This is a genomic window from Desulfogranum marinum (assembly GCF_963675105.2).
GTDB classification, from domain to species: domain Bacteria; phylum Desulfobacterota; class Desulfobulbia; order Desulfobulbales; family Desulfobulbaceae; genus Desulfogranum; species Desulfogranum marinum.
Genome location: NZ_CAXXRO010000004.1, coordinates 515,349 through 535,669 on the forward strand (window position 1 = coordinate 515,349; position 20,321 = coordinate 535,669).

The window sequence follows — 20,321 nt, forward strand, 5'->3', positions numbered from 1 at the left end:
TTATAACTTACTGTTACTCCTTGGTTGCTGTTATTTGAAGACCATGGCGGCTTCAACAGCTTTTCGCCACCCTGCATACAGCTCTGCGGATTCTTCTTGGTCCATCTTGGGATAGAAATCCCTATCGATGCCGAAATTCTTGATAATATCTTCCTTGCTCTCCCAGAAACCAACCGCGAGACCTGCAAGATAAGCAGCGCCAAGAGCAGTTGTTTCAATACAGATCGGGCGCTCTACCGGGACGCCCAGCAAGTCTGCCTGAATCTGGAGCATGAGATCATTGGCTACTGCACCGCCGTCAACGCGCAGTTTCTCCAACTTGATTCCAGAGTCTGCTTCCATGGCGGAAAGTACATCCTTTGTCTGAAAGCACAGTGACTTGAGCGTAGCACGAACAAAATGTTCCTTGGTGGTACCGCGGGTAAGACCGAAGATTGCACCGCGAACCTCAGAATCCCAGTACGGTGCCCCCAACCCGACGAAAGCCGGAACCACATAAACACCTTCTGTGCTCTGAACACGAGTGGCGTAGAGTTCGCTGTCCTTTGCATCGCGAAACATTCTCAGACCATCCCGCAACCACTGAATGGCTGAACCAGCTACAAAAATTGAACCTTCAAGAGCATATTCAACTTTTCCGTCTACCCCCCAGGCAATGGTAGTCAATAAGCCGTTTTTGGAAGGAACTGCTTTTTCACCGGTATTCATAAGCATAAAGCAACCGGTACCGTAGGTGTTCTTTGCCATCCCTTCTTCAAAACAGGTCTGTCCAAAGAGGGCTGCCTGCTGATCACCAGCCATACCTGAAATCGGCAGTTCTAATCCCTGAAAAGCAGTTTTGTCGGTGTAGCCGTAGATTTCGGAAGACGGACGTACCTCAGGCAGCATAGAGGCAGGAACAGTGAGGTGCTTCAGCAGTTCTTCGTCCCACTTAAGTTCATGGATGTTGTACATAAGGGTACGGGAAGCGTTGGTATAGTCGGTTACATGAACATTCCCTCCGGTCAGCTTCCAGACCAACCACGTGTCAATGGTGCCGAAAATCAAATCCCCTTTTTCCGCTTTTTCACGGGCACCTTCAACGTTATCCAATATCCATTTTACCTTGGTACCGGCAAAGTAAGCGTCGATGAGTAACCCGGTCTTTTCCCTGATTACGGGATCAAGACCTTTACTTTTAAGGTCTTTGCAAATATCCTTGGTCTGACGAGACTGCCACACAATGGCATTATATACGGGTATACCTGTGTTCTTGTCCCAAACAACAGCCGTTTCACGCTGGTTAGTTATACCGATCGTAGCGATCTCTGAGGTTTTAATATCCTGATGGGCCAAGGCCTCAGCAACGACAGACTGGACAGACGACCATATCTCCATCGCGTCATGTTCCACCCAACCCGGATTGGGAAAATGCTGGGTAAACTCTTTCTGGGTAACGTTGACTATATCGCCTTTCTTATTGAAAATGATAGCTCGAGAACTGGTGGTACCTTGGTCGATTGCCATTACATATTGCTTGCTCATAACTTTCTCCATTAAAGAAATAGATTTACTAAACACCTATCCTATCAGTCACAAAACCATCACCTCACTTCCAGGGAAATGCTCCTCTAAGACCACCACACCCAAACAGGGGCAGTACCATCATTCCAACCCATTGACTGAAAAACAAATTCATAATCAACTCCTACTCCAGTAAAGGTATGTAATAAGTTCCCCCCTCCAGAATCGAACGCTAGCCCTGTAAGAGGTGCTATCGTTGCCTCCTTGTCGCATTGTTGCGGCAGCGCAAATTCAGCACTCCTGCTAATTGACGATATAGTTTTCAGCGAGTTTGGTGAATTCCTCCACCTGCTCTTTTACCCATGCCTCATCTTTGCCAAGTTCTTTGGCCATTATTTCTGCTGCTTTAGGGGCAGCCTCGATAGCGGCTTTGGCATTGAGGATCAGAGCACGAGTACGTCTTGAAAGTGCGTCGGAAACGGTTAAGGCCCATTCATTTTTGACTGCCCATACTACTTCGAGCCAGGAATATTGGAGTTGCTCATGCATTTGCTGGTCAAGCTCCGGGTAGTCTGCTGCAAGAGCCTGTATCTCTTCTCTATCACTACCGTAAACATGCATGTGATCTTTAGGATCAAAATCATCCGTGTATCCGTGGAGTTTCATATCTTTTGTAGGTGAGGGTCGAAAAGGGTGGCCTCCCATTTTTATGGCATTATCAATACAGTCTTCTGCCATTTGTCTGTAGGTTGTCCACTTCCCACCGGCTATGGTGAGCAGTTTACTGGGCGAGATAGTCAGATAATGATCCCGTGCAAGGCTAGAGGTCTTGTCATTAGAGTCGCCTGTGGCGATAAGAGGTCTTATACCAGTGAAGACGCTGAGGACATCATCACGGGTTATTGGGTGTTCCAGGTATCGGGCGGAGTGTTCAACCAAAAAATCAACTTCTTCTTTAAAAGGTTTTGGCTCCATGCATACGCTACTGATCGGCGTATCGGTTGTACCTACAACAACTTTATCGTGCCATGGTACAAAGAAGATAACTCTTCCGTCATCGGTCTTGGGCACCATGATACCTGTTTGCCCGCCCAGAAATTTACGATCAATCACAATATGGACGCCTTGGCTTGGTGCAATCAGCTTTTTATGCTCAGCGTTATCCATATTCATTACGTCATCGGTAAAAATACCGGTGGCATTGATAACAGCTTTTGCCTTCACCTCGTAAGAAGTGTCGCTTAGGGTATCAACCACCTTTACACCGTTGACGTTGCCTGCATCATTTTTCAACAACCCGGTTACTTTTGCGTAGTTGACAGGACAGCCATCATGATCAGCCATGGTGTGTGCAAGAGTGATAGCTAATCGTGCGTCGTCGAACTGACCATCATGATAGGTCACTCCGCCTTTCAGCTTCTTCGTACGTACCCCGGGAACTTCTTTGATCACCGATTTACTGGAAAGAATTTGTGACTTCCCAAAGCTGTACTTGCGAGCCAGCATGTCATAGGCTTTAAGCCCTATGCCGTAATACGGGAGCCCCCACCATTTATAGCCTGGAACAATAAATTTTTGGTTGTAGCACATGTGAGGAGCATTCTTCAGTAAAATGCCGCGTTCTTTAAGCGCCTCCATGACAAGAGAAATATTCCCTTGCTGCAGGTACCTTACCCCTCCATGGACCATTTTTGTGCTGCGGCTGGACGTTGCTTCTGCAAAATCTCCCTGCTCAAGCAGCAGGACCGAATACCCTCTTGCTGCAGCATCAAGTCCCGCGCCCAAGCCGGTGGCACCACCGCCAACTATGATGAAGTCCCACACCTTTGCACTGTCTTCCATCCTGGAGATAAAATCTGAACGTTTCATATACCCTCCCCCTTCTTTTAGTTTCGGCAAGGGTAAGCCGAACTGGTTTAAAAATATGATAATTACGTTTCAAGCTGTGGGTAACCTACTATGCAGTCGCTTTCCGAATCTGGCTCATTTCTCTTCAATAGAGAAGCATAAACAAACAATTTACTTTCGTTTATGTCCACATCGTGCCACAGGAACGACCGCAATTCAAGATAATACTTTCACTTTCGAAAACAAAAATGGAAACGAAAACAAAACAGACCTGTCACAGCCCCCTTACCTTCCCAGTGAACAGCACAACAAAAAGCCCAGCAAAACAGTTGCTTTAATAAAAAATGTTGCCATAGATAACTCTGACCCTATATCGAAACACAAACTGCATGTTCGCAAATGAACATAAAGATACACATTAGACTTGTTACAAACAAGATCCGGTGGTAAAAATGAACACAACTTTTTTTGCGTAACAGTGAGAGAAGACGCGAAACAATAACCACCTGAAACAAAAAGTTTTTATTTGTCATCATTAAATCAAACGTTTTTCATATTGAAAATAGAGGATTTTTTTGAACGACTTAACCAACCCTGCCGAATACAAAGGCTCGACATTCAGCCAAGATTCGCTGTCGAAAAGACAACGCTTGATCTTGACCATGGTAAACGAGCAAGGGTTTGCAACCATTGAAGCCCTGGCCAGCCATTTTGACGTCACACCTCAAACCATTCGGCGTGATATCAATCGACTCTGTGAGTGTCAGCTCATTCAGCGGTACCATGGAGGTGCCAGCAGATCCTCCAGCGTTGAAAACGTTGACTACAGTACGCGTAAAAATATTCTTAATCTGGAAAAAAAACGCATAGCTGAAATGGTGGCAAAGCAAATACCCAACCGAGCTTCACTGTTCATCAACCTGGGAACGACCACTGAAGAGGTTGCCAAGTCTCTAGCCAACCACAAAAAACTGCGGGTTATTACCAACAATCTCAATGTGGCGCTGACCATGAGCAACAATAAAGATTGTGACGTGATCATTGCCGGGGGCATGGTAAGAAGCAGGGACAAAGGAATCACCGGAGAGGCAACGGTAGAGTTTATTCGTCAGTTTAAGGTTGATTATGGCATTATTGGTGTTTCCGGAATAGACGAAGACGGTACCTTGCTCGATTATGATTATCATGAAGTTCGAGTTGCGCGAGAAATCATTAATAATTCGCGCAACATCTTTCTCGTCACCGACCACACCAAGTTCACCAGAAATGCCATGGTCCGTATAGCAGATATTGCCGGAATTGATGCAATATTCACTGACAAGAAGCCCCCTAAACCATTTAGGGATATGCTGAAAAAAAAAGATGTGGCTCTTTTTGTTTCAGAGGGTGATGAAGAATAAGAAGAATGTTCCCTATTCTCTGAAGAATGAGCAGTTGAATGGTACAGCTCAAAGCTTTGAATCTTGAAACTTTTCAGAAAATAATTTCCCCGAGTCTATATATATGAGCATAAAAGCCGGGTACAACCTACAATTGATAATTAAACCACCCACGTAAATGCACAGAGTATTTAGGTGTAGAAATCGAGACCCGATCTGACTGCATATTCCAGAACAACCTGAGACTCATATATAGTGTGGTTTAACTTTATCTGACCATCTCGCGGAAACCAATTATTCAGGTATAACAGGAAACAGCTACACTCAAGAAGGCAGGTCACAGCTTGATATTGCCAATGCTACCCCTCAAGTTTAAGGGTTGAACGATACTATCTCGCATATTGCCGAACATACAGTCTTTCAGTATAATTACTTATTCCTGTCGGTTTCGCCGCCAGGAATCGTGGTGCTGACTGCGTTCAGCCCCTAGTCCGTCGCCTCTGGCGCCGGAACAAGGAAAGGGACCCGACACCGCGCACATCACACCAAGAAGAGATTGCTTGCACTGCACACAGCGCGGGTCAGTACCTTGATTATGTGCCCTGCGAGCATGGTTAGAGTTATATGGCCAAGGAGCCGAATAAACAACAATATAGAATCCCAAAAGTCTTTTTACACTAGAGTCAGATAGAAAATGAACAGCACAATAGAAGAATGGGAAAAAACGGAGAGCCCTGACATTGTGCTTAAAGCTCTGGAATCTCAGATAAAGCAACTTTACAAGCAATCGTGGGTTGGCTTAATAGGTGTCCTTGTGGTCGCTATTTCTATCTGCATCGCACTTTGGCAAGTTCTGCCCTCATGGAAACTCACTTTGTGGGTAGGAATTTTAACGCTGGTCACTTCTGCACGTGGTTATATTATCGCTGCGTTTAAGCGAAAAGCACCGGTAGGGGCTAATATAATTAAATGGGCGAAATGGCATGTCATTGGCACTAGTGTTTCTGGTTTGACGTGGGCTTTGCCATCCTTCTTTTTGTGGCCAGAAAATTCTTCCGAGTATCATTTGATTTGGGCTTTATGCATCTTACCGCTAAGTGCTTCTGCTGTATCAACATACTACACGTGGAAAGCATCCTATATTTCATTCATCTTACTTTCCGTTATACCGGTTTCGCTTCGTTTTTTTTATGAGGGTGGGTTGTCATACATTGTTCTGGGATTTCTAGCGTTATTTTTTATTGCTGTTCTTATGCAGGCTGGCAGTTTGATACATACCAGCAGCTTGCGTACGCTGATCGTAGGCTTTCGCAATGAGGCACTCAGTGTATTCTTATCTGAAGAAAAAGCAAAACAGGAAAAACTCAGCCATCAACTTCAAAAAGCCCATGACCAGCTTCAAAAGATCAGCCTGACGGATGATCTGACTGGACTTTGGAACCGGCGTTACCTTAAAGTGACTATTCAAAAATACGTCGCTCAAGTGCTTCGGAACTATCGCAATTTCCATCAGGGATTAGAAAGAATAAATTCCAGCAACACTGACATTATGTTCATTATGCTGGATTTGGATCATTTCAAGACAGTAAACGACACCTACGGCCATAACGCTGGAGACCAAGTTCTCAAACAGATGAGCCATTTGCTGAAGAAATCCTGCCGTGAAACAGATACCGCAATTAGATGGGGTGGCGAAGAATTTTTGGTGGTTTCCTTAAATGTGCAACGCGAAAACGACACAATTCTCATTGAACGTATACGGCAGGCAGTGGAAACTAACAAGTTTGATATCGGTAAAGAGTCACCACTTCATCTCACTTGTTCAATTGGAGCCGCTGTATTCCCTTTTCTCACAAACCGCCCAGAAGCGCTGAGTTGGGAGAAGGCAGTGGATTTAGCCGATACTTGTCTGTATGCCGCGAAGCGTTCTGGGCGTAATGCCTGGGTAACAATCATTTCTACAGATCTCACCATCAGCGATGACCTAACGTCTGATCTCGCCAAGCATCTGCCAGGTCTTATTAAAGAAGGAAAACTCAAAATTAAGACCAACCTGAAGGAAAATATGGTTGATTGTTGGCCCGATTGAAATCTGACGGATAAGTCTACAAATCGTTTCAAGTTGACTCGGCGGGATGAGCCCTCATCGCAAGTTAAGCCAGTGCTAACATTGCCAACTCAAACATCATAGTTCTGATTGAATCTAATAGTTTTACCTTCTTCCTGTTGAAGGTGAGGCTGTACCTATATGGTTAAAGGAGGTCGCCGGTGTTAAGACGATTCGGAAGAGATCAGGAACAAGCTTCAATAAGTCTTAATGGTGTTCGCTTAATATTGCCAGTTTCAACCTCACTAATTCCCCGATTGTCTCCTTATATCACAACAATACAGAAGGCAGCTATTTTGTTACATTTATAGGTGGGATGCGTAATCCATCCGTCCATGGAGAACGCGGACGATTTGGATTTTATCGTCTGCTATTTGACGATAAAAAATGACATGGGAGCCAATATTCTTTTTCCTATAGCCAGTTTTAATCTCACTACAGTTCCGGCCTTGGCTAGGGTTTTGTGCAATAGATCTAAAGCTTTCGTCTATCAAGGACAGATATTTATCTCTTTGAACTTGCCCCCAATGTTCTTCGGTGTAACGCCCGATTTCCAGTACGTCAGCAATGGCTTGATTTGTAAGAGAAAATGAAGGCACTAAACGAGCCTTTCCTTATCCAAGATTTCCAAAATGGCGTTCAAAGAATAATCACCTTCTCCGCTTTCTTCTCCTTCGATAAGGGCTTTACGCAGGAGAGCTTTCTTTATTTCACGCTCTTCTAAAAGCTGTAATCCAGCTCGAATTGTCTCGCTTGCAGTGCCAAAGTGACCACGGGAAACTTGGTTGGCAATGAATTTTTCGTAATGCGCTCCAAGAGTGACGCTTGTGTTTTTTTGCATCTTTCTATCCTCCATTAATACCAACAAATATTATTTATTAATATAGGCCTTGATCATATTCAAGTCAACAATTGTCATTTCATCAAGAAAATCTTGCTGGGTAACCAGCCAGAAAGCAGGCAAGAATCGTGTCTGCTGTCGGAGGGAGGAGCTGGGTACTGGCACTTTATCGTACTTTCAAAATATAGCCTTTGTCCTTTGAAGATTTTTTCCGATAAGAAATGAGAAGGTACAAAAGCCCCCCTGGACACCTAAGAATGCTGTAACGTAAAAGGGTGGGGAAAATATTTCGAGCATCCTACCGCAAGGTTGCGAGTAATAGTCTTTTGCTTAGCAGTACGTTAGGACAAAATTTTGCACGGGTTCTCAGTGGTCATGGAAAAATCTGAATACCCCGAACAATCTATCACCGACGATATCGTTGCTACCTGCGGACAATGCCCACGCAAAGCTTACTATTCGTTATTTTTTCCAAAGAAGTGCCGAGTCAAAGCCATTACGACTTTCGTAAATCAACGCAAAAAAGAGAACAAAATTAGCTTTATTGCGAAAAGTTCGTCAAATTCCCCTTTCTGTTCAGATCCGCTATCCGGTAAGGCTGATATCATCACTGATGCGACACTCTCTTATAAAGACCTAACTTTCGAAAATATCCATCTTAGAAAAATAAATGGCACATCCCCTTTTGGCAACTTTTTATATGCACCCATTTTATTTGCGGCGGACACCGCAATAAAGCTTCATGACCGTATTCGAGCCGCATTATGTGATACCATCTTGCATGGTATTCAGGCAACCAGTACCGGCAAAAGCACTGTGGTATTAATTGATGGAAGCGTCCGGCGCGTAGCAATCAGGCGTGAGGCATGTGTTACGATTGTTGAAGATCTTCGCCATTGGATTGGTACTTGTCCCGATGCGCCTCCTGTGGCGTTTAATCAGCATTGTCCGTTCTGTGCATTCGAACATACGTGCGTCGAGTACGAGAAAAAAGCGGATAGTCTCGCTCTTCTATCTAAGCCTGGTAAACGTCAATAGCTATATCTTTGGACGAATCTATTTTCCGGTTTACTCCAATAGCCTGAAGGAGCTTTGCTGCTATCTCGGGTTTCACTGGGGCGTTCAGAATTCATCTGGTTTAATGGCCATCATGTGGCGTTACATATATGAAACAACAGCGCACCGGAAGCCAAAACACGATTTGCATCTGTACAACAGAGAGGACTGTGTAAACCTGAAAAATCTTAAAATGGCGATCATTGACATCTGCGAGAACGCCTCAATCAAAAAAGTTTTGGCTGCAGATAGTGCTGATCAATTCCTTAACAGCACTATCAAGCAAATCGAAAAGGATTTTTCCTTTATTCAGAAGTCGGCACATGGCAAATACGAACAGTCAAAAATTACACTCAAACATGCAAAGCGAGAGGGCCCAAAGAAAAAGAAGGTTGGATTGCAGCACTTTAAGGAAATCCCGAAATCCCACATTGACAAAGAAATCCGTATACCAAGTCGACGCGTATGCCCTTTACACAAAAGGCCTTTGAAACCTACCGGTGTCATGACGGACAAAGTCGTTGTAGACCTTATAAAAACCAAAAAAGGTATAAAAAAGACAATCGTCAAATACTACGGAGAAAAGGGACGTTGCCCGAATTGCAGCCATAGGCATATTCCCCGCGGCTTAAAGAATCTAAAATCCTACGGCCCTGGGATTCTCGCCTGGATCGCATATCAAAGACTGGCAATGCGCTTACCATTCGGAAAGATCTCTCAACTTATTGAGGATACTTTTGATATTTGGATTGCCAGCGCCGGTGTTCATCGCCTTTTCAAATCTGTAACACCACAGTATCGCATTACGGAAAATCGCATCCTCGATAGTTTGAAATCAGGGTCCGTCATTCATGTCGATGAAACACAGGTCAATATCCAAGGAGAAATGCAGTATGTCTGGGTATTTTGTAACGCAACATATGTCATTTTTCGACTGACACCCACACGGGAAGCACACATAGTTTATGATATCTTGAGTAATTACCATGGTGTTGTCGTTTCCGATTTTTATTCTGGTTATGATTCGCTTTCGACGGGTCAACAAAAATGCTGGGCGCATTTTATCCGAGATATCAATGAGGACTTGCGGAAGTCACCGTTCGACACCGAGCTCGAAACATTTACGAAAGCCTTACGAGACTTAATCGTGCCTATTTTCGAAGCTGTCGAAAAATACGGCTTAAAAGCAAGACATCTTCGAAAATTTAGGGTCAAGGTAGATAAGTTTTACACATTGCATGTAAACGAATCAAAACTTAAATCAGATACGGCCGTCAAATATCAAAAAAGGCTTTCAAAATACAAAGACCGTCTGTTTGTTTTTCTGGAATGCGATAACATCCCCTGGAATAACAACATGGCGGAAAGGGCTTTAAGACACATTGCGGTCCAACGGAAAATATCGGGATCGTTTTTCTCTTCAAGTATGCAAGATTATCTCGTGCTTCTAGGAATTTCACAGACGTGTCGATTTCAGAACAAACAGCTATTATCCTTTTTGATGTCAGGCGAGAAAGACATTGATGTTCTTAAAAGCAAAAAGGATACCAAAGGATGGATTATGAAATAAGTAGCATTTCTAGCCTCGGGAAATCAGCGAACAGCATACACAATCCCAAGAGTGAAGAACCAACGGAGAAACTGCAGATTTCAACGTTTGAACTTGCCACTCTCAATCTCAATAAATTTCTAATTTCTTATAACTTTACATGCTTCCTGTCCATGCCCCAGGCTGATAGGTAGATTTTCAGCTCTATTCCTTCCCGGAAATACTTGTCCATATCCAAAACCATTGACGGGCTTACCGGCATGCTTTCAACATAAATGCATGTATTGAGGCGCTCTTACAGGCAATATCGCCGTATCAACGAAAAAGTAGAAAATAGGATGAAGGTGCCCACTCTGTCATTTGAAAACGAGTAAGAAGGTAAAGCATGTAGGAGCAGTTTAATGTTTTGCAGAAATTGCTGATAAGGTTAAGTCTAACCCCAAATGGCCTATCTACTGACGTTTTCGGTGCTGAAATCCGGTTCAATTTACCTTCATCAGGGGGTGATTGCGGAAATGGCAGGAACAGTAGCAAACTCAACCCGCTAGCTTCAGAGTATACATATTCAATTAAAATCGGTAACTTAAAAACAATATACCCAAAAGCTCAATTCGACCTTTTTACTGAAGTATGCCGAGAGGGCAGATCGTGGAGAGTTGGAGTGCTGCTGAACGGTTACTGTATTTTTTAATATTTCAATGACCACCCACAAGAAACACTTAAAGTTGTCGATTATACATATCGGCTATTTTAGGAGTACCACAAGGCTCAAACCCCTCCTCGTGTTTATTCTTGCCGATCTGTAATTTTTCATAGGATTTCCCCCATTCTCTCATGTTCATGAGAACTGGAATCAGGTTCACGCCTGCTTCCTTGAGGCTGTACTCAACTTTAGGTGGCACTTCTCTATATACATTCCTGAATATCAAGCCATCTTCCTCGAGCTCTCTTAGCTGCTTAGTAAGCATCCTCTGGGTAATATCCGGCATACTTCTTTTTAATTCACCAAACCGCATAATGCCTTCCTGTGTGTAATCAGCGGAACAAAAACCCACCAAAAACAGCGATTAAAAATCAGCCACAACAACGGCTGGTCGCAGCTGTGCGTTTCAGAATGATGTCTTGACGACATTTCCTCCATAGTATCCAGAAGTTGTATTTTTACTCCTTATGCTCTTTTGCGATAGCTTTTCCCCTCCATGACAAGGATCTCCGAGTTATAGACAAGACGGTCGGCTATTGCTGTGGCCACGGTGGTACTGTCAAAAATGGTTCCCCATTGTGCGAATGGCAGATTGGTCGTTATGATGGTGGACTTCTGCTCATGCCGGGCACTGATAACCTGGAAAAACAAATTTGAACCCTGTTGGCCAAGCGGGAGATAACCTATCTCGTCACAGACAAGTAGATCCGGATTTTGATACGTTTTGAGTTTACTCAGCAAGGTATTGTTTTCCTGGGCGGCGACCAGTTGATTGATCATGTCCATTGCCGAGGTGAACAGAGTTTTTATGCCAGCCTGGGTGGATGCGTAGGCAATAGTCTTGGCCAACAGACTTTTACCGACACCGGGGTTGCCGATCAGTATGATATCCATTTTGCGGTGAATAAACTCGAGGTCGATCATGCCAAGGATAACTGCCTTCTGTTTCTTGCGGGAAGGATGGTGATCAAAGTTAAACTGATCGATGGTGGGTTGTTCGTAAGCGCCAGCAGAACCACACCCAGCTTTACCTAACGAGGGCAGCTATATGCTCTTTTGCATTCCAAGGCAACAGTGCCTCATAATCCTGCAGTGATTGAGCTTTCGGCAGTTCCTCGAATATATGCCTCAAATAACTGTACGGTTCGATGCCGTTAGCCTTAGCTGTTTCGATAAGGCTGTACAGTGCAGCGCTAGCCTCAGCCCCTTCCGGAGTTCCAGCAAAAAGCCAGTTTTTCCGGCCCACGACAAACGGCCTGATAGAGTTTTCGGCCATGTTGTTATCGATGGCAAGATGGCCGTCCTCGATATATCCAACCAGCCGTTTCCATTGATTGAGCGAATAGGTAATCGCCTTACCAAGTAATCCCTTGGGAAGAGTTCTGGTTGACTGCTTCAAAAGCCATTCATGAAAGCTATCCAAGATCGGTTTGGCATATTCCTGTCGTTGTCGATATACCTCTTCCGGTCGCAGTTCGTTTTCCCTGAACTGCTTTTCCAACCTGTACAGTTTTCTGATGTAAGATAAGGCCACATCCGCACTGCCGCTTTTCCCTTTCTTGCCACGTGCCTTGACAATATCAGCAAAATAGCGTCTGGCATGGGCAAAGCAGCCAATGTGGACTACCCCTTCTTTGTGATCCAGAAAGTCATAGCCGCTATAGCCGTCAGTTTGCACGTATCCGGTGTACTCGCCTAAAAAATCGGCAGCAACATCTCCGGCACGGGTCGGGTGGTATTGATACAAAAGAACCTGTTTGTCGGGATCGCCCCGGCGGAAGATCCACATATAGGAATTGGAAGTCGGGTCTCGACCGGGTTCTTTGAGCACCTGTACAGTAGTTTCATCAATGTTGATGGCATTTGCAGCCAGCAGTTCATCGTGAAGCAGGTTCAGCAACGGGATGCATGCCTGTGCGGCCTGCATGGCCCAGGTGGACATGGAGGATCGCGATATTTTAACCCCAAGACGGGAAAACTGTTTCTCCTGCCGATAAAAAGGCAGATGATCTATGAACTTCCCGGTCATGATGAAAGCAAGCAGACCGGCGGTAGCTATGGATTTGGGGATAAGCTGTGGCTGGACAGGGGCAATTTTGACGGTCGGCCCTTCATCCAGCGCACCTTCGCAGCACTTGCAGGCATATTTAGGCCGAATGTGGCGGATTACCTGCATCCTGGCAGGTACTATATCCAGTTGTTCGCTGACCTCTTCCCCGATCCTGGTCAACGGACATCCGCAACCACAGGTCTTCTCGCTATCAGCAATATCGTGCACTTTTTCCACACGGGGGAGATCCGCAGGTAACGGCTTACGCCCCCCTTTCTTGCGTTGATGCCCTTTAACCGGGATTTCTTCAGGGCCAGCCTCTTCTCCCTCCGGCTCCGGCATGTCAAATAGGGGGAGAACTTCAACCGTGCTGTCCGGTGGGATCTTTTCACTTTTACGGCCAAAAAGTTTGGCCCGAAGAAGACGTAACTGCTCATACAGGATAGAGGTTTCTTTTTGGTAAGACGCCTCCAGCCCCTCAATCCTGTCCTGCAAATCGAGTATGATTTCTTTAAGAGATTCTGGCGAATCCGGTAATGTGGCAGCTTCAAATTTCATGAAACCATCATAACATATCTACCTGAATTTTCATCGATTAACTTAAAAAAACAGACTGTTATACAGTGTCAAACATGAGGCGTTCATGGGCATCAACCTGCTCAATGGACAAACCGTCAAGCAGCCAGGATAATGATTGTCCGGATATGCTCATAACCTCCAGCTCGCTTTGCGGCCATTGAAAACGGTCTTTTTCGAGCCGCTTATGCCAGAGGCAGAATCCGTTTCGATCCCACAGCAGAATCTTGACGATATCACGCCTGCGATTGCAGAAACAGAACAGATGCCCGGAAAAAGGATCAAGCTCGAACTGTTCGGCAACCAGCATGGAAAGGCCATTGATTGATTTCCGCATGTCGGTGGTGCCGGGCGCAAGATAAACTTGCACAGGCATGGAAGAAAATAGCATTACCGACTCGCGAGAAGAGGAAGAAGCCTGCCGAGGGCATCGCTGCTGAAGGTATTGCTTATCTCGATGCTGATATTGTTGGCCAATACTACACGTATGTCTCCGCGCTGAGATGACAGTGTGATCCGGGTTGCTTTTTCCGGAACCGGGATCAGTTGAGGGGTATGCGAGATATCAGGTCGCCTCCGTTTTCTCTGCCAATACGTCAGCGCGTGGTAAGATAGTTTATGTTGGCGACAGTACTCGGCGCGATTCAAGCCGCTTTTTGCCTGCGCTTCAACATGCGCCATCCAAAAACGAGATGTGTGAGCACGGTTTGTCATGTGATGCCTCCGTATGAGTTGATCGGGAGATCAACATGACATAGCTCGAAGTCAAAATACAGATGCGGTAAAATTCTCGCTTACGGTTGTTCGGTAAGCTTCGACTGTTTAAAGCAGCGCAGGATCTTTCCCTGGCGGCGTTTTTCGATCTCCAAGTCGAGCAACCTGTGAATGGTTTGCAAAGTCGAAAGATTTTTCTGCGCTCCCTGTTCCAGTAGTTCTCCGATATTTTCAGCACAGTGTGTGAGACGCAGTACCTTGAATTTCTTTTTTATCTCGTCAACCATTGTTTGATCTCCTCTTGAGGGCGATAGCGTCGTATTCGGCCAAAGCCGGAGTTGTGAGCCTGATTGCATTAAGGTCCTCCTGTTTGAGCCGTACCGGCAGATGAGTGCTGGTCGGAGTCATCTCCTGATAGAGGATATTGCGGACGTAATCAGCACCGATGACATTTTTCTCCAATGACTTTTTCAATCCGTAGATAAGGGAACTGTCTCCGAACTCATCGCGCAGTATCAGGAGGGCTGCGATATTTTTTCTGATTGCCAGGCGCAGTGAGTTCAAGCGCTCGAGATACTGGAGCGCCACCTCTCCCAAAGAGAGGAAGACCACTACCTGTCGATCTTGAAGCAGCCGTTTTTTGATTTTTTTCACCTGTTCCCGATGACCTGGCACTTCGATTCGCTGCTGTCTTTCCCAGCAGCGGCTGTGGCAGGCGATGAGTTTTTCTTTGAGATAGATTGAGATGAGAGAGTTGTCTGCCTTGAGGGTGACCTGTTTGCCGATGGCCCATGGCGGTACGGAATAAACATTGGTGTCAAAGCGCACACCGAAGTCTTTATGCACCTTGAGAGATGCAGTCTGTCGACAGTCAGGTAAGGGCTCAGGAAGTGGACGCAGGTTATGCAACCGGTCAATCGGCCGTTGAGATGTGGTAGCGTGCTTCCTAACGTTGGCTACAGTGTCCAGCCATTGATGCACCTGGTCCTGAACATCACTCAAGCTGCTGAATTCCCGCAGAGGCCAGAAATTGGTACGCAGGTATTTGATCGCATTCTCTACTTTCCCTTTTTCGTAAGGCGACCGAATTGTACAGGCATGCGGAAGGATGCCGAACTTGCTGAGAAACACGAGGAAAGCCTCATTGAAACGAACCACAGAGCCGACTCGCTCGGTCACTGCGGTGAGCATATTATCGACCACGATTTCTCTTGAAGTGCCGCCAAAGTAGGTGAATGCTTCCAGCAAACCTTGATGCAGATATTCCTGCTTCTGACTGTGGGAGAAATAGACGTAGAGCATACGACTGTAACCTTCAACCACCGCAAGGGCATACAGTTTTCTATGCCCGGCGCCATAGCTCAGGGAGGGGAAGTGGCCCCAGTCAATCTGTACCTGCTCACCTGGTTCGGATTCATAGCGGATGAACGGTTGGCGCTGAGCCTGCTGCCCCCGCAATTGTCTGAGCAAGGCCCTGACAATGGTGATCTCGCCAGTGAACCCATTCTCCCGTATTTTCCGCAGTACTACCGGTGCCTTGATGTCCGGGCAGCTATCCACCATTTCACCTATCATTTCGCGATAAGGGTCGAGTTTGGATTTTTTGGCAGTCCTCTCGGCAGGCATCGGTCTGTCGTCCTGCAGATATTTCGCCACGGTCTGCCGGTCGAGTTGCAGTTGTCTGGCAATGCTGCGTTGGGAAAACCCCTCTTTTTTAAGCTGCAGGATTTCAAGTGCCGTTCGCCTGCTGATCATGTCCTTCCCTCCTTGAATTGCCGAACAAGCTGATGGATGGTTGCCGGATCTTCCCGTCGCATATCTTCCTCATTCTGGAGTAACCGCGTTTGGTGTACAGGTTCAGGCGGAAGGGAAAGCACCTGGAATAAGGTGCCGTCAAAGGCCAACAGGTTTTTGCTGAGGAGCCCGTCCCGGGCAAGAATGTATTCATCGACATTGATGGTTAGCAGGGTGCAGATTTTGTCGTAGGAATAAAAAGACAGCCCCTGCCGGTCAGCCACCATGACCAGAAAAAAATAGAGCAGCAGCTCTTGATGAGAGAGGCTGCTCCAGAAACCATGGCGGAGAAAACGGTGCTCGATAAAGGCAAAGCTGCCGCTGATTGTCCTGACACGTTCAATAATAAGTGGATTTCGCATGATAGACCTCCGTTTTTCACTACGATATCGCATGTATTACCGGAAGACTATCGAGTCCTTCTTTGCAAGATCGCCTATATCGCTGTTGTTGGGACTATTTTTACAGCTAACGCGTCCATCTTTGCAAGATTCCCGCTGTCGGCAGAAATGAAATATGTCATTGATGTATCGTTTAAAAGGCTTTCTAACGTATCCATCTTTGCAAGATTCTCCTTCACCGGGACTGACTGGCGCGCGGCCTTGTCCCGTACCCGTTGCAGTTTTCGGTTTTGCTCGCAATAATTCGGATTTTTTTGACGATACTGTTGCCAATAGAAGGGATTTTTCCTCTGCCAGGCCCGCTGGCTCTCGCATTTGTTGGCCCGGTGATCTGGATCGGTCTGCTGTTTTTCTCTTTGCCATTTGCTCTTTCTTGCTCGCTGACAAGCCTTGGCTCCACAATACTTCTGGTTATGCACTCTTGGGTTCCTTGGTAGAATCCTTCTGCAACAGACGCATCGAAATGTGCAAGTCTTCACTCTCTCCTCCGCGGGTTGAGGGATGTGCACGTCGAAAAAAAGAAAAAGAAGAAACTACAAAGGAAAAAATAGAAGAAAAGACACCTGATATGCATCAGGATTGGATGAAAAACGTAAGAAAATGAAGAAGGAGATTATCTGTGGCTGGATTTCAACCGATGATGGTGTCGACTTTTAAACCGCTGATTTTGGTTGGGAAGTAAATCGCTGGTACCATTCCTGTGCAAGATGATATACTATAACAGGCTTCCACTTCCCGCCTATAACTTTAAGAGTTAATTCGAAATAGCAGCGATACGCCTTTTCATTTATCTGCTTGCTTTTGCATTTATCGACCATCGCTTTATCTCCATTAGTATACATTTTGTAACTATGGCACTTCAAGTACCGTACTTGCGGTTAGTGGTGTAACGTTTTACATAGTCTCATGAAGAAAGTCAATGTGGGTACGTAACGGGATTCAATAGTGTAGTACCTAAGAAAGGTTGAGAATATCGAGGTGATCATCTGGTACGAAAAAAATGCTGATGTTTATGATCGGCCCGTATCAATCAACAACCGCAAAGTAATACAGATGGAGGTTATCATCCAATAACACTAGGGATTGTTTTGTTCTGAATAACATACTTGTTGAGGCATAGAGTCCTCTGGGAACAGGGAAAATGTTATCGAATTTACAGCTCTCAACAATTGCTGCGAAGTACCAAAAATCTGTAGCTCAGCTTTGTATCCGTTGGTGTCTTTAAAACGGTGTACTGCCTCTACCAAAGACCGCAACTCCATCACGAATTGAAGAAAACTTGCAAGTATTTGATTTCTCAATATCTGAGGAAGACATGAGGGAAATAAACAGTCTGGAATATTTTGGTGGCTCTGGTTTGCATCCAGGCTTAATTCCTTTTTAGAGGTAGCCGGCACATTTGAACTGAGCATTGCTCCACAATCAAATAAATAATACCGAATGGTGATGAAATGGAACTGTTAGAAGCAATTTCAACAAGAAGAAGTGTGAGGAAATATGCAGAAAAAGAAGTTGCTGATGAAATGATAGATAAGATTATAAGAGCAGCAATGACGGCTCCTTCGGCTGGTAATCAGCAACCATGGCACTTCATTATCACGCGAGACCGTGAAAAGATGAACAAAGTATCAGGATTTCATCCATACGCCTCAATGCTGAAAAACGCATCTGTTGCTATCGTTGTGTGCGGTGCCCCAAATGGTAAAAAATGGCCGGACTTTTGGCCGCAGGATTGTTCGGCCGCATCGCAGAACATGCTTCTTTCTGCACGAGATCTTGGGCTCGGCACTGTATGGGTTGGTGTTTATCCGCTGGAGGACCGGATGGAAGGAATGAGAAAACTCTTTGGTATACCTGATGACATATATCCTTTTGCTATTGTTCCTGTTGGTTGGCCTGAGGCTGAGTTTAAAGCGATGGATAGGTATAATAGTTCATTGATTCATTCTGAAAGTTGGTAATTTATAGGTTGTGCAAATGAAATATACCCCTCCAGTCTATAGACCACCCTTTGAGGCAAACTCTCTTCTGTTGCAGGTAACAGCAGGCTGTAGCCATAATAAATGTGCATTTTGCAGTATGTACAATAATGTACCGTTCCAAGTTGAACAGTTAGAGCAAATTGAAAAAGATTTAGTTGAGGCGCGACGTCTTTACCCCTCAGTAAAACGGGTGTTTCTGGTGAGTGGTGATCCCTTTGTACTCAAGGTGAATCAGTTGATTCGTATCGCAGAAAAAGTGAATCACCATTTACCAGAGGTTGAAACAATAGCGATGTATGCTTCAATCGCTAATATTACCAGCAAGAATAATGAAGAACTTAAAGCTCTACGGTCATTAAAAATCAACGATTTGAACATTGGCCTTGAATCTGGATTACCTTCAGTTGTTAAAAATTTAAATAAAGGATTTACAATCCAGCAGGCCAAGGTTCAGTGCAAACGTTTAGCAACTGCCGGTTTCGACTTTAGTCTCAATATAATTATTGGAGCGGCCGGGAATACTATGTGGGAGGAAAACGCTCTAGCATCAGCAAAAATCATAAATGAGATACAACCGCACCTTATATTTGTTGCTGCTCTACACCTTGAAGAAGATTGCGAGTTGGCAACGAGGCTTCAACAAGGTTCGTTCATAGAGAACACTTTGCGAGAAAACATTGAAGAAGAAATCTTACTTCTGCAAAACCTGGAGCTTGATCGAACTAGGTTTTTTGCAGTTCATCCTTCGAATGCTATACCTGTCGATGGTTATCTACCTGAAGAGAAGGGGAAGCTTCTAGAGATTCTAAAAAATGGCAGAGATTCAATTGAGGCGGAATGGCTGAATACAAGAAATACTTCCTTGGTAACAGGTGGAGAGGGAGCAATACTTTTGAATCCCAAAAGATGAAAGAAGTCTACATCTTCCCATTTTACCGATTAAAATTACTACTGGTAAGCCTAGACAATCATATTAAAATAAAATTTGAGATATTACCTAATTAGGTAATTTTAGCACCTGAGCCTTGGACTTAATATTGCCAAGTCCAATATATCAAATTCGTCCATTTCTCGCTGGTTAATATAATTCCTCTATATCCGAGAGACTGTCAGGTTAGGTAGAAACTTGATCATCAAACCCGTCAGTCCAGCTCCGGACTTTTACAACTTCGAGCGATTGTCAAAGATTGTACCCCTGTAACGACTGTTACGAGGATAAACAATGAATAACAGTTAAGACCGTTTGCATCTTTTGCGGAAGTTCTAGCCACCATTGCGTAAACAGGTTTCTGTCTTTCTGATACCAAAGAGCTGTTGTTATACCAACCCTGTACATTCCCCCGTTACCAATACCGGCACCACAACTGATGTCTGGAAAAGCGTTCATCCCTGCAACAAAAGCGTCAATTTTTTCCTGGTCCCAAGCTGTGCGGAAACGAAAAATCAAGAAAGTCGGTTTCCAGATATCCACCCCTTCGCACGAAGACCGTATTTCAATTTCTTGAATACTGTTGATCTCATTCAGAGCAGCTGTTGGGATATTGGCATCTACAGGTATTCCACCCCAGTCCTTTTGCCGGTGCGGAGTACCTTTTCCGAAAAGAAATTTTTCTTTGCCATGCAAAATTTCATAAATAAAAGAGGGAGCATTCTTTTTCCTAGAACCAAGAAAATGCTGCCTCGTGTCAGTTTGCATTGGTCTTTCTCCGTTTAAGAAAACAATAAATTTCTTAAATGCTTCATTAGCCTTTCCCGCAACTAAATGTAACCATTACGTTTTCCCCCCAGAAGTTACAATGGAGGAAAAACGTAATTACT

General features: G+C 44.9%; 20 protein-coding genes and 2 pseudogenes. 8 read left to right on the top strand and 14 right to left on the bottom strand.

Annotation, left to right across the window (positions count from 1 at the left end):
- Positions 1–30 precede the first annotated feature (30 nt).
- Both glpK and ACHZCY_RS11165 read right to left on the bottom strand, forming a co-directional pair.
- Positions 31–1,524 carry a glycerol kinase GlpK gene (gene glpK / locus ACHZCY_RS11160; RefSeq protein ID WP_319548949.1) on the bottom strand — a complete coding sequence of 498 codons (1,494 nt, stop codon included), beginning with the start codon at positions 1,522–1,524 and terminating at the stop codon, positions 31–33.
- A gap of 282 nt (positions 1,525–1,806) precedes the next feature.
- Positions 1,807–3,372, bottom strand: coding sequence for a glycerol-3-phosphate dehydrogenase/oxidase (locus tag ACHZCY_RS11165; RefSeq protein WP_319548950.1), 1,566 nt, complete (start codon positions 3,370–3,372; stop codon positions 1,807–1,809).
- Between the two features lie 554 nt (positions 3,373–3,926).
- On the opposite strand from ACHZCY_RS11165, the gene ACHZCY_RS11170 reads away from it, so the two are divergent.
- Positions 3,927–4,751: a DeoR/GlpR family DNA-binding transcription regulator gene (locus tag ACHZCY_RS11170; RefSeq protein ID WP_319548951.1), complete on the top strand. Its 825-nt coding sequence runs from the start codon at positions 3,927–3,929 to the stop codon at positions 4,749–4,751.
- A 673-nt stretch (positions 4,752–5,424) separates the two neighbouring features.
- Complete coding sequence (locus ACHZCY_RS11175) at positions 5,425–6,819, top strand: GGDEF domain-containing protein (protein WP_319548952.1); 1,395 nt, start codon at positions 5,425–5,427, stop codon at positions 6,817–6,819.
- Between the two features lie 323 nt (positions 6,820–7,142).
- Here the strand turns inward: ACHZCY_RS11175 and ACHZCY_RS11180 are convergent, their stop codons facing one another.
- Entirely contained in the window at positions 7,143–7,436 is a 294-nt protein-coding gene (locus tag ACHZCY_RS11180; RefSeq protein ID WP_394713397.1) for a type II toxin-antitoxin system RelE/ParE family toxin, read from the bottom strand.
- Entirely contained in the window at positions 7,436–7,678 is a 243-nt protein-coding gene (locus ACHZCY_RS11185; RefSeq protein ID WP_319548953.1) for a type II toxin-antitoxin system ParD family antitoxin, read from the bottom strand. The genes ACHZCY_RS11180 and ACHZCY_RS11185 overlap by 1 nt, the downstream gene beginning before the upstream one ends.
- 375 nt (positions 7,679–8,053) lie before the next feature.
- Here ACHZCY_RS11185 and ACHZCY_RS11190 point away from each other — a divergent pair, with 375 nt between their 5' ends.
- The 3 genes and pseudogenes from ACHZCY_RS11190 (at position 8,054) to tnpC (ACHZCY_RS11200) (ending at position 10,304) form a co-directional block, all read left to right on the top strand.
- On the top strand, positions 8,054–8,716 hold the full coding sequence (locus tag ACHZCY_RS11190; protein ID WP_319548954.1) for a hypothetical protein: 663 nt from the start codon (positions 8,054–8,056) through the stop codon (positions 8,714–8,716).
- Positions 8,634–8,918 (top strand): annotated as a pseudogene (locus ACHZCY_RS11195) (ribonuclease H-like domain-containing protein); the annotation flags it as partial. The gene ACHZCY_RS11190 and the pseudogene ACHZCY_RS11195, both read left to right, overlap by 83 nt.
- Before the next feature lie 9 nt (positions 8,919–8,927).
- Positions 8,928–10,304 carry an IS66 family transposase gene (gene tnpC / locus ACHZCY_RS11200; RefSeq protein WP_319548955.1) on the top strand — a complete coding sequence of 459 codons (1,377 nt, stop codon included), beginning with the start codon at positions 8,928–8,930 and terminating at the stop codon, positions 10,302–10,304.
- Positions 10,305–11,002: 698 nt separating this feature from the next.
- On the opposite strand, the gene ACHZCY_RS11205 is transcribed toward tnpC (ACHZCY_RS11200), so the two are convergent.
- From ACHZCY_RS11205 to ACHZCY_RS11245, 9 genes are all read right to left on the bottom strand, one after another.
- On the bottom strand, positions 11,003–11,299 hold the full coding sequence (locus tag ACHZCY_RS11205) for a winged helix-turn-helix transcriptional regulator (protein WP_319548956.1): 297 nt from the start codon (positions 11,297–11,299) through the stop codon (positions 11,003–11,005).
- Positions 11,300–11,451: 152 nt separating this feature from the next.
- Positions 11,452–12,030: an ATP-binding protein gene (locus ACHZCY_RS11210; RefSeq protein ID WP_319550216.1), complete on the bottom strand. Its 579-nt coding sequence runs from the start codon at positions 12,028–12,030 to the stop codon at positions 11,452–11,454.
- A complete protein-coding gene (tnpC, locus tag ACHZCY_RS11215; RefSeq protein WP_319548957.1) occupies positions 12,014–13,594 on the bottom strand; it encodes an IS66 family transposase in 1,581 nt (526 codons plus the stop codon). The genes ACHZCY_RS11210 and tnpC (ACHZCY_RS11215) overlap by 17 nt, the downstream gene beginning before the upstream one ends.
- Positions 13,595–13,652: 58 nt before the next feature.
- On the bottom strand, positions 13,653–13,988 hold the full coding sequence (gene tnpB / locus ACHZCY_RS11220) for an IS66 family insertion sequence element accessory protein TnpB (RefSeq protein ID WP_319548958.1): 336 nt from the start codon (positions 13,986–13,988) through the stop codon (positions 13,653–13,655).
- Between the two features lie 14 nt (positions 13,989–14,002).
- Positions 14,003–14,326 (bottom strand): IS66 family insertion sequence element accessory protein TnpA, encoded by a 324-nt coding sequence (gene tnpA, locus ACHZCY_RS11225; RefSeq protein ID WP_319548959.1) that lies wholly within the window; start codon positions 14,324–14,326, stop codon positions 14,003–14,005.
- Between the two features lie 80 nt (positions 14,327–14,406).
- Positions 14,407–14,613 (bottom strand): hypothetical protein, encoded by a 207-nt coding sequence (locus tag ACHZCY_RS11230; RefSeq protein WP_319548960.1) that lies wholly within the window; start codon positions 14,611–14,613, stop codon positions 14,407–14,409.
- Positions 14,606–16,081, bottom strand: coding sequence for an IS21 family transposase (istA, locus tag ACHZCY_RS11235; protein WP_319548961.1), 1,476 nt, complete (start codon positions 16,079–16,081; stop codon positions 14,606–14,608). The genes ACHZCY_RS11230 and istA overlap by 8 nt, the downstream gene beginning before the upstream one ends.
- Positions 16,078–16,482, bottom strand: coding sequence for a hypothetical protein (locus ACHZCY_RS11240; RefSeq protein ID WP_319548962.1), 405 nt, complete (start codon positions 16,480–16,482; stop codon positions 16,078–16,080). Before ACHZCY_RS11240 ends, istA begins: the two co-directional genes overlap by 4 nt.
- A 74-nt stretch (positions 16,483–16,556) precedes the next feature.
- The gene (locus ACHZCY_RS11245; RefSeq protein ID WP_319548963.1) at positions 16,557–16,940 is read right to left on the bottom strand and encodes a hypothetical protein; all 384 of its coding nucleotides are present in this window, start codon (positions 16,938–16,940) and stop codon (positions 16,557–16,559) included.
- Between the two features lie 677 nt (positions 16,941–17,617).
- On the opposite strand from ACHZCY_RS11245, the pseudogene ACHZCY_RS11250 reads away from it, so the two are divergent.
- The 3 genes and pseudogenes from ACHZCY_RS11250 to ACHZCY_RS11260 all read left to right on the top strand — a co-directional run.
- Positions 17,618–17,905, top strand: a pseudogene (locus ACHZCY_RS11250) (aldo/keto reductase); the annotation flags it as partial.
- A gap of 67 nt (positions 17,906–17,972) precedes the next feature.
- A complete protein-coding gene (locus ACHZCY_RS11255; RefSeq protein WP_205222352.1) occupies positions 17,973–18,482 on the top strand; it encodes a nitroreductase family protein in 510 nt (169 codons plus the stop codon).
- Positions 18,483–18,498: 16 nt separating this feature from the next.
- On the top strand, positions 18,499–19,413 hold the full coding sequence (locus tag ACHZCY_RS11260; RefSeq protein ID WP_319548964.1) for a radical SAM protein: 915 nt from the start codon (positions 18,499–18,501) through the stop codon (positions 19,411–19,413).
- Between the two features lie 297 nt (positions 19,414–19,710).
- Here ACHZCY_RS11260 and ACHZCY_RS11265 read toward each other — a convergent pair whose 3' ends face one another.
- A complete protein-coding gene (locus ACHZCY_RS11265; protein WP_319548965.1) occupies positions 19,711–20,199 on the bottom strand; it encodes a hypothetical protein in 489 nt (162 codons plus the stop codon).
- Positions 20,200–20,321 lie beyond the last annotated feature (122 nt).

Excerpts from the sequence above, each read along its gene's own strand:
- glpK (WP_319548949.1), bottom strand. The coding sequence starts at position 1,524 with ATGAGCAAGCAATATGTAATGGCAATCGACCAAGGTACCACCAGTTCT.
- ACHZCY_RS11165 (WP_319548950.1), bottom strand. The coding sequence starts at position 3,372 with ATGAAACGTTCAGATTTTATCTCCAGGATGGAAGACAGTGCAAAGGTG.
- ACHZCY_RS11175 (WP_319548952.1), top strand. The coding sequence starts at position 5,425 with ATGAACAGCACAATAGAAGAATGGGAAAAAACGGAGAGCCCTGACATT.
- ACHZCY_RS11185 (WP_319548953.1), bottom strand. The coding sequence starts at position 7,678 with ATGCAAAAAAACACAAGCGTCACTCTTGGAGCGCATTACGAAAAATTC.
- ACHZCY_RS11190 (WP_319548954.1), top strand. The coding sequence starts at position 8,054 with ATGGAAAAATCTGAATACCCCGAACAATCTATCACCGACGATATCGTT.
- tnpC (WP_319548955.1), top strand. The coding sequence starts at position 8,928 with ATGGCGATCATTGACATCTGCGAGAACGCCTCAATCAAAAAAGTTTTG.
- ACHZCY_RS11205 (WP_319548956.1), bottom strand. The coding sequence starts at position 11,299 with ATGCGGTTTGGTGAATTAAAAAGAAGTATGCCGGATATTACCCAGAGG.
- tnpC (WP_319548957.1), bottom strand. The coding sequence starts at position 13,594 with ATGAAATTTGAAGCTGCCACATTACCGGATTCGCCAGAATCTCTTAAA.
- tnpB (WP_319548958.1), bottom strand. The coding sequence starts at position 13,988 with ATGCCTGTGCAAGTTTATCTTGCGCCCGGCACCACCGACATGCGGAAA.
- tnpA (WP_319548959.1), bottom strand. The coding sequence starts at position 14,326 with ATGACAAACCGTGCTCACACATCTCGTTTTTGGATGGCGCATGTTGAA.
- ACHZCY_RS11230 (WP_319548960.1), bottom strand. The coding sequence starts at position 14,613 with ATGGTTGACGAGATAAAAAAGAAATTCAAGGTACTGCGTCTCACACAC.
- istA (WP_319548961.1), bottom strand. The coding sequence starts at position 16,081 with ATGATCAGCAGGCGAACGGCACTTGAAATCCTGCAGCTTAAAAAAGAG.
- ACHZCY_RS11240 (WP_319548962.1), bottom strand. The coding sequence starts at position 16,482 with ATGCGAAATCCACTTATTATTGAACGTGTCAGGACAATCAGCGGCAGC.
- ACHZCY_RS11255 (WP_205222352.1), top strand. The coding sequence starts at position 17,973 with ATGGAACTGTTAGAAGCAATTTCAACAAGAAGAAGTGTGAGGAAATAT.
- ACHZCY_RS11260 (WP_319548964.1), top strand. The coding sequence starts at position 18,499 with ATGAAATATACCCCTCCAGTCTATAGACCACCCTTTGAGGCAAACTCT.
- ACHZCY_RS11265 (WP_319548965.1), bottom strand. The coding sequence starts at position 20,199 with ATGCAAACTGACACGAGGCAGCATTTTCTTGGTTCTAGGAAAAAGAAT.